The organism is Methanimicrococcus hacksteinii, assembly GCF_032714515.1.
GTDB classification, from domain to species: Archaea; Halobacteriota; Methanosarcinia; order Methanosarcinales; family Methanosarcinaceae; genus Methanimicrococcus; species Methanimicrococcus hacksteinii.
Genome location: NZ_JAWDKC010000003.1, coordinates 43282 through 58310, shown reverse-complemented (window position 1 = coordinate 58310; position 15029 = coordinate 43282). Strand labels below are relative to the sequence as shown.

General features: G+C 46.2%; 12 protein-coding genes and 1 tRNA gene. 3 read left to right on the top strand and 10 right to left on the bottom strand.

The genetic code is table 11. The features are described from left to right. Nucleotides 1-2: 2 nt before the first annotated feature. The 4 genes from rpoB to MmiAt1_RS00715 all read right to left on the bottom strand — a co-directional run bounded on the left by rpoB (nt 3) and on the right by MmiAt1_RS00715 (nt 4663). Complete coding sequence (gene rpoB / locus MmiAt1_RS00730; RefSeq protein WP_318785013.1) at nt 3-1838, bottom strand: DNA-directed RNA polymerase subunit B; 1836 nt, start codon at nt 1836-1838, stop codon at nt 3-5. Continuing rightward, entirely contained in the window at nt 1838-3547 is a 1710-nt protein-coding gene (locus MmiAt1_RS00725) for a DNA-directed RNA polymerase subunit B'' (protein ID WP_318785012.1), read from the bottom strand. The genes rpoB and MmiAt1_RS00725 overlap by 1 nt, the downstream gene beginning before the upstream one ends. Nucleotides 3548-4130: 583 nt before the next feature. After that, entirely contained in the window at nt 4131-4373 is a 243-nt protein-coding gene (locus MmiAt1_RS00720; RefSeq protein ID WP_318784998.1) for a DNA-directed RNA polymerase subunit H, read from the bottom strand. Between the two features lie 213 nt (nt 4374-4586). Continuing rightward, nucleotides 4587-4663 (bottom strand) — tRNA-Lys (locus tag MmiAt1_RS00715). A 523-nt stretch (nt 4664-5186) separates the two neighbouring features. On the opposite strand from MmiAt1_RS00715, the gene MmiAt1_RS00710 reads away from it, so the two are divergent. Both MmiAt1_RS00710 and gltA read left to right on the top strand, forming a co-directional pair. After that, a complete protein-coding gene (locus tag MmiAt1_RS00710; protein WP_318784997.1) occupies nt 5187-6065 on the top strand; it encodes a sulfide/dihydroorotate dehydrogenase-like FAD/NAD-binding protein in 879 nt (292 codons plus the stop codon). Nucleotides 6066-6139: 74 nt separating this feature from the next. After that, a complete protein-coding gene (gene gltA / locus MmiAt1_RS00705; protein WP_318784996.1) occupies nt 6140-7603 on the top strand; it encodes an NADPH-dependent glutamate synthase in 1464 nt (487 codons plus the stop codon). A 142-nt stretch (nt 7604-7745) separates the two neighbouring features. Here gltA and MmiAt1_RS00700 read toward each other — a convergent pair whose 3' ends face one another. After that, complete coding sequence (locus MmiAt1_RS00700) at nt 7746-8273, bottom strand: hypothetical protein (protein WP_318784995.1); 528 nt, start codon at nt 8271-8273, stop codon at nt 7746-7748. Between the two features lie 250 nt (nt 8274-8523). Further along, a complete protein-coding gene (locus tag MmiAt1_RS00695; protein WP_318784994.1) occupies nt 8524-9918 on the bottom strand; it encodes a DNA recombination protein RmuC in 1395 nt (464 codons plus the stop codon). Nucleotides 9919-10083: 165 nt separating this feature from the next. On the opposite strand from MmiAt1_RS00695, the gene MmiAt1_RS00690 reads away from it, so the two are divergent. Then, the gene (locus MmiAt1_RS00690) at nt 10084-10461 is read left to right on the top strand and encodes a DUF488 domain-containing protein (protein WP_318784993.1); all 378 of its coding nucleotides are present in this window, start codon (nt 10084-10086) and stop codon (nt 10459-10461) included. 250 nt (nt 10462-10711) lie between these two features. Here the strand turns inward: MmiAt1_RS00690 and cofG are convergent, their stop codons facing one another. From cofG to MmiAt1_RS00670, 4 genes are all read right to left on the bottom strand, one after another. Next, nucleotides 10712-11725: a 7,8-didemethyl-8-hydroxy-5-deazariboflavin synthase subunit CofG gene (cofG, locus tag MmiAt1_RS00685; RefSeq protein WP_318784992.1), complete on the bottom strand. Its 1014-nt coding sequence runs from the start codon at nt 11723-11725 to the stop codon at nt 10712-10714. A gap of 101 nt (nt 11726-11826) precedes the next feature. Beyond that, nucleotides 11827-13233, bottom strand: a complete 1407-nt coding sequence (locus tag MmiAt1_RS00680; protein WP_318784991.1) for a phytoene desaturase family protein — start codon at nt 13231-13233, stop codon at nt 11827-11829. A gap of 1 nt (nt 13234) precedes the next feature. Continuing rightward, entirely contained in the window at nt 13235-13402 is a 168-nt protein-coding gene (locus MmiAt1_RS00675) for a 4Fe-4S binding protein (RefSeq protein WP_318784990.1), read from the bottom strand. Nucleotides 13403-13667: 265 nt separating this feature from the next. Beyond that, nucleotides 13668-14753, bottom strand: a complete 1086-nt coding sequence (locus MmiAt1_RS00670; RefSeq protein WP_318784989.1) for a lysylphosphatidylglycerol synthase transmembrane domain-containing protein — start codon at nt 14751-14753, stop codon at nt 13668-13670. Between the last annotated feature and the right edge of the window lie 276 nt (nt 14754-15029).

Here is a 15029-nt window from a genome sequence, read left to right as displayed (position 1 = left end):
GATTACACCGCATCCTCAAGTTCCATTCTCGGCGCAACGCCGAGGGATTTAATTTCATCAAGCAGGAGCTTGAAGGAATAACTCATTTCAACAAGGTAAATGTCGGTGTCGGCACCGCAGTTGGGGCAGACCGCCATGTTGCGCTGTCTGTCAAATGTGGCAATCATACCGCAGCTGCTGCAGACATACTCTTCATCCTTGTCGGACTCTTCCAATAATCTTTCTTTGAGACACATCGCAGCGCCGTGGCCGACCAAAACGTCACGCTCCATTTCACCGAAACGCAGACCGCCTTCGCGGGCACGTCCTTCCGTCGGCTGTCTGGTAAGCACCTGAACGGGACCGCGGGATCTGGCGTGCATTTTTGAAGTGACCATGTGGTGGAGTTTCTGGTAGAGAATGACGCCGACGAAAACGTCTGCCGGAATCATTTTGCCGGTCACGCCGTCATAGAACACTTCTTTGCCGGTGTGGGCAAAGCCGTAGGTCTGAAGCGTTGCTCTGAGCTTGTCTTCATCGTCACCGTTTTCTTCGGCGGCGGAGAAAGCTGTCGAGTCAATGCGGCGTCCTTCCATGGAACCGACTTTTCCGCCGATCATTTCGAGAACGTGTCCCACCGTCATACGGGAAGGAATCGCGTGCGGATTAATCATCAAGTCGGGTGATAAACCGGATTCGGAGAACGGCATGTCGGCGATGTTGACTTTGAGGCCGATAACGCCTTTCTGACCGTGTCTGGAAGCGAACTTGTCACCGATGTCGGGGATACGCTCGTCTCTGACTTTGACTTTGGCCAGTCTTGTGCCGTTAATGGATTCCGTTAAAATAACGTTGTCAACGATACCTTTTTCGTTGGAGCGCATGGTAACGGAACTTTCACGTCTCTGCTGGCTGAAACCGGAATCAAGACCGCCTGTGTTTTCTTCAAGGAAACGGGGCGGGCTGGTTTTACCGATGAGAACCGCATTCGGCGCGGCATATGTTTCGGGGTTGACCAAACCGTCTTCGTCGAGTTCGGCATACGCTTCGGGGCTTCTGGCACCGCGGTATTCGGAGTCGGGAATTTCGAATTTGTCTTCCTGACCGCCGGGGTAGCGGCGTTCTTCGCCTTCGAACGTACGAACGAAGTGACTGCGCCCGAGACCTCTTTCAATAGAACCTCTGTTGAAAACGAGCGCGTCTTCAATGTTGTAGCCTTCGTAAGAGAGAATGGCGACAACGAAGTTCTGGCCGGCGGGTCTGTCATCGAAACCGATGGACTCGCAGGTCTGTGTGTAGGTCATGGCACGCTGCGGGTAGTGCAGAATGTTTGCGCGCGTGTCGGGTCTGAGCTTGTGATTCGCTGTTGAGACGCCGATACACTGCTTAATCATGGCCGCGCCCATTGTACAACGCGGGGCTGCATTGTGTTCCGGATACGGAATCATACCGGAGCAGATACCCAGGATTAAGTCGGGCGAGAGTTCCATGTGGGTGTGGCGCTCGTTTAATTCTCTTTCGCGAAGCGCGACATAAGCATTTTCTTCTTCTTCGGCGTCGAGATATTCAATCAGGCCGAGGTCGACCAAATCTTCAAAGCTCAATTCGCCGGTTTTTAATTTTTCAAGGTGTTCTTCCGTGACGAGAATCTGACCGTTTTCAACGATCAAAAGCGGTCTTCTGGCGCGGCCGATGTCGGCTGAAATAATCACTTCGCCGGTGTGTTCCAAAAAGGCCACATTGACCTGCTTTGAGAAGTATCCTTTTCTGCGCATTTCACGGATGTTGGAAACAAGCGTCACCGGATCGTCGTGCGTTCCGATGAGTTCGCCGTCCAAGAAAATTTTAGATCTGTTCATCATTCTTCAATTCCCCCGTCGTAGTCGATGCCGCCTAAGAAATCGTCATCCATGTCGTCCTGTTCCTTTTCGGCAGGTGTTTCGGCTTCCGGAAGCGCGTCTTCGTCTTCGCTGAATTCGCCTTCAGTCTTCTTAATACCGATGGCTTTTTCTTCGAATTCGCTTTCGAATTCTTCCTTTTCGGCGCTGTCGTATTCGACTTCAATGATTTCGGGCTGGATAAACTGGAATTTCTCAACGCCTAAATTGTAAAGCGCCTGTTTGATGGGGTCTGTGTCGTCAACGCCTGTTGAGAGTTCCACCATTTCGGCAAAGTTCTTTACGAGACCGCAGTTCGGACCTTCAGGGGTTTCCGAGGGGCAGAGGCGTCCCCACTGTGTCGGGTGCAGGTCACGGGCTTCGAAGTGCGGCTGGGCACGGGAAAGCGGTGAAATCACACGGCGAAGGTGGGAAAGTGTTGAGATGTGGTCGTTTCTGTCCAAAAGCTGAGAAACGCCGGTTCTGCCGCCGACCCAGTTGCCGGTTGCAAGCGGGTGCTGCAGGCGGTCGGTCAAAACGTCGGCACGAACGATTGTCGCGACGTTGAGTTCTCTGTTTCTCATGCTGGCGCGTTCCAGCTGATACTTAATGTCGCGGGAAAGTTTGTTGAAAGAGACGCGGAACAAGTCTTCCATCAAGTCGCCCGCAAGTTTCAGGCGTTTGTTGGAGTAGTGGTCTTTGTCATCTTCATTGCGTTTTCCGAGCGCGAGTTCAAAGCAGGACTCGGCCATTCTGGCGAGGAAGTTGGCTTTGGAAATGCGGTCTTCGGGTTTGTCGCCGAGGTGCGGCAATAAGTATCTGTCCAAAACATAGTTGGCGCGCTTGATCTGATATTCGCGGGCCTGGCCGGCTGCAACGCGCATACCGATTTTTTCAATCGCGTCCTGCATGGTGTCAACTTCGGCTTCGTCCAAGTTTTCAAGCATGAACTTCACGATTTCCGGATCGGTTGAAACGGCCGTCACAATATCCTGGTCGGTCACAATGCCGAGCGCGCGGATGAGTGTGATAAAGTTGAGTCTTCCGGTAATGGACAGGAAGGACACTTCAAGCAAAGACTTGCGGCCGCGCTCAACGACAACGAGTGCGCGGTAGCCTTTCTTCTGAGAGAAGACTTTGGCCACTTCGATTTTGTCGCCGTAGCGTTCGCCGTATTCGGTCAAAATCTTGTTCGGGGCGAGGTCTTCTAAAGTCATGACGACACGTTCGGTGCCGCCGACGATAAAGTAGCCGCCGCAGTCGAGCGGGTCTTCGCCGTTTAAGATTTTTTCTTCATCGGTCATGCCGATTAAGTTGCAGACCTTTGATTTGAGCATAATCGGAAGCTGTCCGATATTGGCCTCGATCGGCTCTTCCCGTGTGTCCTGGCCTTCTTTAACGACCGTCATTTCAAGGAATAACGGCGCAGAATAGGAAAGGTTGCGAAGGCGGCCCTCATTGGGATAAAGTCTTTCAATGGCTCCGTCAGCTTCTTTGACGACCGGACTCTCGACGCGGATTTTCCCGAGCTTCAGATAGGTTCCTTCGATGTCCGTCTCAATGATTTGCTGTTCGTCTATAATTTTTTGAAGTCCTGTGTCCAAGAATTTATTGAAAGAATCAATATGATGCTGTACAATTTTATCTTGTGTGAAATAATATTTCGTCAGGACGCGTGTATCTAATGTAATAGTTAGCACCCTCTTAATTGAGTAAATTTTTATTCATCTGTCTGTTCGATTTTTATTGTGAGTAAATAAATGTGAGTAAACACTGCCGCATTGACGCTGTTTCCGATATACTTTTCAAAATTTCCGAAATCTTTTCTGAAATGTTTTCCGAGGTATTTTCTGAAATGTTTTCAGAAGGATTTTCTGAAACATTTCCCGAACATATTTTTAAAAACAGACCCTCAATGTGTTTTCAGGCCGTATTTTTTGAACGGTTGCGGATATTTCTGAATATTTCAAATATTTCTGATTTTTTGAACATTTTCCGTGATTCTGTTTGACATACCGTTTGCAAAAAAAAGAATCAGCATGATGAGTCGGGCGCATACGACAAATGAAAAAAAAGTTTGCAGCCCCTGCTGTATCTGATACCGTGCTTCAGCGGTATTTTTTGCAGACAAATATGATATGCAGAATGTCGTGGTTTTTTGGCGGATCGGTTGAGCGGGACTTGCAGGCGATTAATGATAGAAATGGTTTCCCTTTTTATTTTTAAACAATAGCAAAATAAACGATTGTTAAGCGATTGGCGATTGAACCGTTTTTAAACAACGGCGTCGATGACGAGCCGGTAGTAAAAAGCTTCGTCGGCGGTTTGGCTTTTGCGCGTGATTTTCACGACATCACCGATTTTTGCGCCGATTTCAAGGACAATCGGGTCATCGAATCTGATTTTCGGGAGCTGTTCCTTGTCAATCGCGTATTTTTCAAGCAATACGCTGACTTCCTCTCCTGCGATAATCTCATGATACGGGACCGATTCATGATCAAGAAGTTTAAATGTCAAATCTTTTCCTCCGTGAGAAAGATATTCATCATATTTGGCAGGCTGCAGCCGAAATGCGCGAGCATTGCGGTAACCGACAATTTTTTTGGAAATATTTCATTTTTATATTTTTCACTTTATTTTCAAAATCAATGCGAAACGGTACCGTCAAACATCAATTTGAAACAAAATGACAAAATGATTTCCATCATAAACTGTCAAATATGAAAAAAATGGCGGGCCCATAGGGATTTGAACCCTAGGCCGACTGGTTAAAAGCCAGTCGCTCTGCCTGACTGAGCTATGGGCCCCCGCGAATTAATTGTTGTCGTATCTGAAGCAGAACCTACAAACATATTTGTTGTATTTATATGTTTTGCCTTACGGGGTTGTTTTCTGTGTTTTAAGTCTGTAAAAAGAGTAATGTATATAATAAAGAATTCGAATTTAAGAATTCATTCGTTGAAAAATGTAAAATTTTAAAAGCAAAAAGAATCATTTGATTTTTTTCTGTTTTAAAATCAGATTCGGATTATTAGATTCAGATATTAGATTCAGATTTAGGATTATTAGATTCAGATTATTAGACTCGGATTATTAGATTCGGATAATTAGATTCAGATTTATTAGATTCAGATTTATTAGATTCGGGTTATTAGATTCGGATTATTAGATTCGGGTTATTAGATTTGGATTATTAGATTCGAGTTATTAGATTCAGATATCAGAATGGGAATCTTAGAATTTATTCTTAGAATTTATGAAATATAAATGAAAAATCGTTACGGAAACCTTAATAAAACCGTAACGGAAAATTAGTTTTTGTGATTGAAAATGTCTTTTGAAATATTAGAAAAGGAAGAAATGGCAGCAGGCGTCTGGAAAATGGTGATTGACGCGCCTGATGTCGCCAAAGCGGCCAAAGCCGGCCAATTCGTGATTGTCCGCGCTTACAATGACAGTGAAAGAATTCCGCTGACAATTGCCGACATCGACAAAGAGAAGGGAACGATTATGATGTCGGTGCAGGCGCTTGGAAAGGGAACGAAGCAGATTACCAAGATGGAAGTCGGCGAGAGCTTGGCAGATTTTGTCGGGCCTCTGGGAACACCGGCCGATGTCAAAAAGATCGGAACGGTCATTTTGGTCGGCGGCGGCGTCGGAATCGCGCCGATTTATCCGCAGATTAAAGCGTACAAAGAGGCCGGAAACCGCGTGGTGACGGTGATTGGCGCGCGCAATGAAAGTTTGCTGATGATGGAAGAAGAATTTGAAGCGGCAAGCGACGAACATTATGTGACGACGGATGACGGATCCAAAGGCCGTCACGGTTTTGTGACCGAAGTCGTCAAGGAACTTCTGGACAAACAAAAAGCCGGCGAATACGAGGGCGAAAGAATCGGCCGCGTCGTTGTCATCGGCCCGCCGATTTTAATGAAAGTGGCAACTGACATGATGAAAGATTATCCCGATGTTGAAATTGTTGTCAGCATCAATTCGATGATGGTGGACGGAACGGGAATGTGCGGCGGCTGCCGTGTGATTGTCGGCGGCGAGGTGAAGTTTGCCTGCGTCGACGGCCCGGAATTTGACGGCAGACTGGTGGATTTTGACACGGTCATGAACCGCCTGATGATTTACAAGAAAGATGAACTTGCAGCATCTCAGAAATACGACGAAGAATGCGCGGGAATCTGCGCGCAATTGGATTAAATCAGGTAAATCAAGTAAATCAGATAAATCGTGTAAATCAGGTAATTCATGTTTTTGAAAAGGATTGGAAAGTTATGACTGCAATGAAAAAAGAAAGAACCGGACGCATTTCGATGCCCGAGCAGCCGGCAGAAGTCAGGAAACACAATTTCAATGAAGTTGCGCTCGGCTATACGGCGGCCGAAGCGACCGCAGAAGCCGCGCGCTGCATTCAGTGCCGTGTGCCGCGCTGTGTGGAAGGCTGCCCTGTGAATGTGAATATTCCCAAATTTATCAAGTTCATCGCCGACGGCAATCCCGAAGGCGCCGCCGAAAAGATTTTTGAGACCAACATGCTTCCGGCAATCTGCGGCCGTGTCTGCCCGCAGGAAACGCAGTGCGAAGAATTGTGCATTCTCGGAAAGAAAGGCGATCCGATTGCAATCGGCCGTTTGGAAAGATATGCGGCAGACGAACTGCGCTCTGTGGGCGGCCGAAGCTGCAAGATCGGAGACGGAACGGAAATGGAAGACGGGGAGCCGGGCGCAGGCTGCCTCCGCGCGCCGACCGGAAAAACGGTTGCCGCCATCGGCTCGGGCCCTGCAAGTCTGACGGCTGCCGCGGATCTGGCCAAAGCCGGACACAAAGTGACGCTTTTTGAAGCGCTTCACGCACCGGGCGGCGTCTTGACCTACGGCATTCCGAGCTTCAGATTACCCAAAGATGTTGTGAAAGCGGAAATTGACGATGTTCTCGCGCTCGGCGTCGAGCTGAAAACGGATTATGTCATCGGCCGGATCAAAACTTTGGATGAAATCGCCGAAGAATACGACGCCGTCTTTTTAGGAACGGGCGCCGGTCTTCCCAATTTCATGGGAATTGAGGGTGAGAATTTAAACGGCGTTTACTCCGCCAATGAATTTTTAACGCGCGTCAATTTGATGAAAGCGTACGAACCTGATTCCAACACGATGATCCGCAAAGGCAAAAAAGTCGTTGTTGTCGGCGGCGGCAACGTGGCGATGGACGCTGCCCGCTCGGCGCTTCGTCTCGGCGCGGATGACGTGACAATCGTGTACCGCAGAAGCGATGCCGAACTGCCCGCGCGCCGTGAAGAAATCGAGCACGCCAAACATGAAGGCATTCAATTCTGTCTGCTGGCAAACCCGACAAGAATTATCGGCGACTACGGCGACGGAACACCCCAGGGCAGAAAATTCGATGTGAAAGCCGTCGAATGCATCAAAATGGAACTCGGCGAGCCCGACGATTCCGGCAGAAGAAGCCCGAAAGAAATCCCCGGATCGGAATTTTTGATTGACGCGGATGTCGTCATCATTGCCATCGGCACATCCCCGAATCCCCTCATTTACATCGGCGCACCCGACATTGAGAAAACAAAGCGCGGCACAATTGTCGTCGACGACGACTTAAGATCCACAAAAGAAAACATATTCGCGGGCGGCGACGTCGTCACGGGCGCCGCAACCGTCATTTCGGCAATGGGCGCCGGCAAAAAAGCAGCGGCAGCCATTGATGAATATTTGATGAAAAAATAATTCGTTTTTTCATCTTTTCTCTTTTTTCATCTTTTCTCTTTTTTCTCTTTTTTCATCATCCTTTTTTTATCTTTTTCATTATCTTTTCTTCAACATTTTTCATAATTCAATCAACAAATCGGGATTGGATTTTGATTTGTTTTTAAATGTGTGCGGCTCGCGCGCGGGCGGCAGCGCAAGAGACGACGACGGCGGCAGCAGACGACAGTAAATGGGCCGGCAAATCAGCAACTGTATTTACGAAATCGGCAAGGTAATCTGTGCAAAACGGAAACGGTAAGGTAACAGCGGCAAACGGAAACGGTAAGGTAACAGCGGCAAACGGAAACGGTAAGGTAATCTGTGCCCACGCTCGCGTAGCGAGCGGATGTGCTAAAAATGAGATGATGCATATGGAAACACTTCCGGCATTGCGCTCTGTCAGCATTGCGCTCTGCCAGCAGTGTGCTCTGTTAGTATTGTACTCTGTCAGTATTGTGCCCGGCCAGCATTGCGCTTTGTCAGCATTGTACTCTGTCGGCACCACTTTCAGATAAAGGAATGGTATTAGAAAGTAATTTGAAGCTGTTTTTCGGTTTAATTGAGAATCATTGATTTCTCTCCAATCCTCATTTTGTTCGCTGCGCTCACAAAACTCGGATTGGAGGTGGTTGATTCGGGTTTTCTTCAATTTTAAACCTGAAACATCGTTTTTTGTTAATGTTAAAGAAAAACGAACCGCGTTTTTTGAATGAATTTCTCGCGGTTCTTTTTTTCATGGTTTTATCGCGGGTTCGAGTTTGAAAAAAATCAAAAAACGATGTTTCGTTTTTGATTTTTGTCCCATTTAAATTTTCGATTTTATTTTAATTTTCAATTTAACTTACGATTTAACTTTGTTTCATTTTCATTTTCATTTTCATTTTCATTTTCGTTTTCATTTACAACTCAAACAATTCAAAATCTTCGTTTTCAGAACTGCCGCCGAGCAGTTTGACGGATTCCGCTTCCGGCAGCTCGTGAACTTGTTTGAGTTTTCGATTGATATTTCGGGTTTTGGAATCCACCGAATCCAAAACGCTTGCCGCTTCATCCAGTTTTTTGCGCGTTTTTTCAAGAAGGTCGCCGAACTTGATGAATTCGGTTTTGACGGCGCCGAGCAATTTTTGAATTTCGCCGGTCCGCTTCTCAACGGCAAGTGTCTGAAAGCCCATCCGAAGACTGTTTAAAAAGGCAACCAGCGTCGTCGGACCGACGATCGCAACGCGGTATTCGCGCTGAACAAATTCAAAAAGGCCGGGGCGGCGCAGGATTTCGGCATACAATCCTTCCGTCGGGATAAACATGATGGCAAAATCCGTCGTGTACGGCAGACAAATGTATTTTTCCTGAATCGTTTTCGCATTTCTTTTGACGGCCATTTCCAGCTGTTTGGAACACGTTTCAATGTCGTCGGGATTGTTTTCATAAGCATCAAGAAGCCGCTGATAATCTTCGATCGGAAACTTGGAATCGATTGCCAAAAAGATCGGACCGGCATCGTCTTTTCCCGGAAGCCGGACCGCATATTCCACGCGCTCCGCCGTGTTCGGCTGAACAGCCGCGTTTTTGTCAAACTGATCCGGCGCCAAAACTTCTTCCAAAATCGCCCCGAGCTGGATTTCCCCGAGATTGCCGCGCGTTTTCACATTTGTCAGAACCTTTTTCAAATCGCCGACACCGTTTGCAAGCGTCTGCATTTCTCCGAGACCCTTAAAAACGTCATCCAAACGCTGGCTGATGCCTTTAAAAGATTCGCTGAAACGTTTTTCAACGCTTTCCTGAAGCTTTTCATCCACAATATTCTTCATTTCATCCAATTTTTGAACATTGGATTCCTGCATCTGAACAATCCGCGTTTCCGTCGTTTCCCGAATTTTTTCAAGCTTGATTTCCGTGATTTGATTCAATTCCGCCTGCCGTTTTTCAAACATTTGGAATTTGTTTTCCTGAGACACCTGGAAATTGGAAAGCGCCGCCGTCATTTCCTTCCGGTTCTGATTGAGAGAAACGCCGAGTTCTTCCCGGTTTTGAGCAATTTCATTTCTCAGATTCAAATCCAATCGGGAAATTTCCCGGTCAAATTCACCGCGGAGAAAAGCCGTTTGTTCATCCGTTTTTTTTGAAAAAGCGCTGAAATCAAAATCTGAATTTGATCCGCCGGAACCGCCGTCGGAACCGCCGCCGGACCTGTCATTTGTCCCGCCGCCCCGTTTGAATAATGTTAAAGCCAAGTTTAAAATGAGAAGAAAAACGGCGGCGCCAAGCAATATCAAAATAATAAATTCATATTCCATTCTTAAAACTCCGTAATTAATAAAATAGCAAAATAGCTGAACAATTGTGAGAAAATTTAAGAAAACAAAATATAAGCGGTATTGCCGTGCGGGGTGAAAGTACAAATTTATATAATTGAGTGTATTAATTATTCAAAGCAATTATATAAAAACGGAGTTTAAAAAATGACAACTCATGAAATACAATTGAAACGTGCTTATGACGACGTATCGGACGACGACGGATACAGAATTCTTGTTGACAGATTGTGGCCGCGCGGCGTTGCCAAAGAACGCGCTCAAATTGACCTTTGGGCCAAAGACATCACCCCGACAACAGACATCCGCGAAGAATTCCACCACGACCCGAAATTGTTCCCGCATTTCAAAGAAGAATATCTCACAGAGCTGAAAGCAAATCCGAAAGTTCCCGACTTTATTCAAACCGTCGCCGATCATCTCAAAAAAGGAAACGTGACGTTTGTTTACGCCGCCAAAGATCCCGTGTACAACCACGTCGTGATTTTAAAAGATTATGTTGAAAAACATATGCCGAAGAAGTGAATTATTCATTATTTCACTTCGTATTTTTTGTTTTTCCGGTATTTTTTGTTTTTTTGTATTGTTTTTTTGTATTGTTTTTTTGTATTTTTTGTTTTTTGTATTTTTTATATTTTTTGTTTTTTCGGTCTTTTTGTTTTTTCGGTTTTTTTGTTTTTTCGGTTTTTCTGCTTTTTTTTGAATTTGACGATGCCGCGTTCACGCGCGAGCCGCCTCATTTTTTAAAAATGAACTGAAAAATTCAACCGTTGTTTCAAATTTTCCGATAACCGTCGGCATCCGCCAGCTTCTCGATCAGCTCTTTCGTTTCGCTGCCGTACCGTCCCTTTTTCACAAACTGCGGATGAACGGGGAGCCGCTCTTTGAATTCATATCCTTTTGAATTCAACAGATTTGTCAGCCCTTCAATTTCCGGCCAGGCCGATTCGGGATTGATGTAATCGATCGTTACCGGCGAGATGCCGCCCAAATCCGTCACACCGTATTGAATCAGTTCAAGCGGCGACATTAAATTCGGCGCGACCTGTATTGAAATGTCCGGCGTCAGCGTATTTTTTGTCAGAACAATCAAGTCGACCATATCTTCTTTTGACGGCGGCCTCAAATCAAAAATCGGATTGGCCTGGCCTGAATTCGGCGTGTAATTCTGCAGAATAATTTCCTGGATATGACCGTACTTGTCATGCAGCTTTTGAATTTCCAAAAGAGATTGAATCCAATCATTGCGCGTTTCCCCGATGCCGATCAAAATCCCGGTCGTAAACGGCATTCCCAATTGTCCCGCATTTTCAATCATTTCCAGGCGCGCCGCCGGCACTTTTCCCGGACAGTCCTTGTGCGCGGGAACATTGGCCGTCGTCTCCAGCATCAGCCCCATGCTCGCGTTCAGCGGCGCAAGCATTTGAAGTTCGTCAAAAGAAAGAACGCCGCCGTTCACATGCGGCAGAAGCCCGCAATCCAAAGCCAGGCGGCACAAATGCGCCGTATATTCAATCGTGTTTTCAAAACCGGCCTCTTTGAGCTGTTTTCCAAAACGCTTCTCAAATTCGGGATTATCTTGAGGAGATTCCCCGAAAGCGAACATCGCTTCCGTGCATCCCGCCTCAGCGCCCCGCTTCAGAATGGAAATGACTTCATCTTCCGTCATCAGAAACGCGTCTTTGTGCTCGGCAGGGCGCCGGAAACCACAGTAAGCGCATTTGTTGCGGCAGACATTCGTAACGGGAATAAAAATATTTTTGGAATAAGTAATCGGACGGCGTTTCATATTCGGGTACTCCGATTCTTTTCATTTTTAAATTATTTCAATTTCGAATTGTTTGTTTCGAATTTGTTTCAATTCCGGCCCTTCATTCTGAAATTTCGATTTCAAAATTGAGACCGGATGATTTTCAAAGCGTCGCGGACGCCGAGCGTAATGCCTTCGATTTCAATGCCGCCTTCGCCTTTTGCGCCGTCGCCGACAACAATCAAATTCGAGATCGGTGTTTTGTTTCCGAAATCCGTTCCCGAAAAGGCGCGGTTGACCGGCCATCTGCCGTGGTGAACCTGAACCATTAAAATGTCAATGTTTCTGTCGGGGAACAAATCCCTGACATCTTCGAGACCGAGTTCGATTTCTTCATCAATCGCGCTCAATCTGTCAAGCGCCGTTCGCTGGTGACACATCACCAAATGCTTGCCGGGCGGCGCAAGGCCGGAATCGGCGTTGGTCACTTCGTTCAGGCCGTTTATTCTGCGCGTGTACGGCGTCAGCATCAGGCTGCAGCCGTCGGGCAGAATCTGTTCGTCCGAGACAAAACAAATCTTTAAGCCCGCCGAAGGCTTCATTTCGGCAAGTTTGTCTTCATACTCTTTAAAAACGGGAGAGGAAAGCGCAAGAACGTGAGACGCGGATTCGCCTTCGACGCCGTCAATTTCACAGATTTCCCAAGCTTCTTTGTGACCGATGTCGCTGATAACCAAATCAGCCGCCATCTCTTTGCCGCCGGCAATCACGCCCGCTGCTTTTCCGTCTTTGACGATAATCTTTGTGACTTCCGTTTCGGTGCAGATTTTGCCGCCGTACAAAGAAACAATCCGGACCAGCTCGTCAATCACCGTCTGACAGCCGCCGACCAAAATACCCGGTCCGCCGTATCTGTAAACATTGTGGAAAATTTCAAACATCTCGCGGGTTGTGACCTCATCGGCCGTCGTGCTGAGCGCCCAGCCGGCAAAAGAGTCGGCGCAGCGGTCAATCCGATCATCCTGAATGTATTCGGAATACCAGGTTTTAAAGCCTGTTTTTTTCGGGCGGATCAATCCGATTTTAAAGCCGAATGTCAGCAAAACCATCATCAGCTTGTTTTTAGATGTCAGATGCTTTTTGAAATCCAAATAAGAAATATCTTCATAGCCATTTTTGTAGTCCGCATCTTCCGGATTCTTCGGCATGCGGACAATTGCCATCGGATCGGACTGAACAATTTCAAAATCCGCCCCGAGCTCGCGGAGCATTGTGGCAAGCGGCCCTTTAACGCCGTGCGGAACCATATGAAGCGCACCGGTTGACAATTGGCAGCCGTCGTATTCAATGTTTGCGAAACGGCCGCCGATGAGAGAGAGTCTTTCATAAACATCAACAGACCAGCCGTCTTTCCCGAGCTGCGCCGCCGTCAAAAGACCGCCGAGGCCGGAGCCGATTACAATTGCTTTCTTTTGCCGGTTTTGTTGTTGACTCTGCTGATTTTGTTGATTTTGCTCATCTTGTCGGTTTTGAATTTCTTCCGTCATCTTAAACCACCTGTCCGGGCTGAATCGCTTTCATCGGGCAGTAAGAATTGCAAACCCCGCATTCCTTGCATTTGTCCGTAATCGTTGCCCTTCCTTTGGCAATAATGGCGCCGTGTTTGCAGAACGCAACACACTGACTGCAGCCGACACAATTGCTGTTAACGTACATTTTTTTAGATCCACCAATAATTTTTTGCCTGCTGACCACGCAGGAATAATAAAAACATGAAAATTAAAAATATGAAAAAGTGTGATGTCGCCATATTTATTTTGACTTTGTATAAAAAGGTATCACCGAAATGACAGGTTCCGCCGTCCTTTTCCGTTAATTTCACATTTTGATTTGAAATTTATTCGGATTTTAAATTTTAGATTTTAATTTAGAATTTAACTTGGATTTAATTTAACATTACCTTCTGCCGGCCGCCGAAACTTTAACGGCTGTCTGAATCCAGGATTTCCATTTCGGTTTCCGTTGAACCGAACGCGTTGATGCCGTATTTCCGGATCACTTTTAAAGAAGCCAAAGCGCCGGCAATAATGTTCACGTAATAAGTAATCGAGCGCCAGGCCAAAACAGAAACGCCGACAAGCGATGACGGAATGAAGAGAGAATAAAGCGTATAAGCCGCAATTTCAGCAATGCCGCTGGCGCCGGGCGTTGCGGGAATAATCATGATGATGGAAAGCACAATCTGTGTTGCAAACAGCAGTTTCAAATCCGGCTGAACATTTAAACCGAGAAGAATCAGCCAGAGAACCGAGAAATGAACCGTCCAGTAAAGAACGGTGTAAAAAACCGCAACAATCAGATTCAGTTTTCCGACGGAAACAAACCGTTTGAAACTGGATTGGAACAAATCGATTTCATTTTCGGACGAAATAATCAGTTTGTTGATTTTGGGTTTGTATTTTTCCGGTGCCTTGCGTTCCGCAAAAATCAGGATTTTGCGGACGATTTTTTTGGCGAATTCCGGTTTGATGATAGAATAAATTAAAACGGCCAAAAGAACAAACAAACAGGCGATGCCGATAATTAAAAGCGTGTCAACGCCCCAAAGGCTTTTGCCTTCTCCGCTTAAAAGAAATGACCGGAGAATAAACATGGACGGAATCAAACATAAGAAGATGAAAAACGCATCCAGAAAGCGTTCCATGAAAATGACGGCCGTGGCTTTCCCGACCGGGACTTTCGCATTTTTCCGGAGCAAAAGAATTCGGACAGGCTCGCCGCCGACAGAAGACGGCGTCAATGAGGCCAGCAAAATGCCGGTCAGCACATTTTCAAGCGCCTGACGCGTTCGAATCTGATAGCCGAGAGAGCGCAGCAAAAACTTGGTTTTGCGGGCGGTCAGCACATAGGAAACAATTTGAAAAAGCAATGCCAGAGCAATAAATTCGGGGCGGATTTGCTTGAGAGTCTCAATCGTCTGCGCGTCGGTTGTCAGGAAAATGATGGCGACCGCTGAAATCACGCTGATTGCCAGACTGATTAAAAATAATTTTTTATAATTGACCATTTTCCTGCTGCCGCCTTGAATTTTTTTCTCCCGTTTTTGCTGTTTTTGTTTTGTGTTGTTTTGTGTTTGTTTTACACGTTTTATATTTGTTTAAACGTTTTGTGTTGTTTTTGTATTGTTTTTAGTTGATTTTTATGCTGTTTTTTTGTTTCTATTATTGATTCTTTTTTTGTTTTTATTTTGATTCTTTTTTTGTTTTTATTTTGGTTCGTTTTTTGTTTTAATCTTGTTTCTTTTTTATTTTATGTTTTATTTTTTTTATTTTTATGCCTTTAA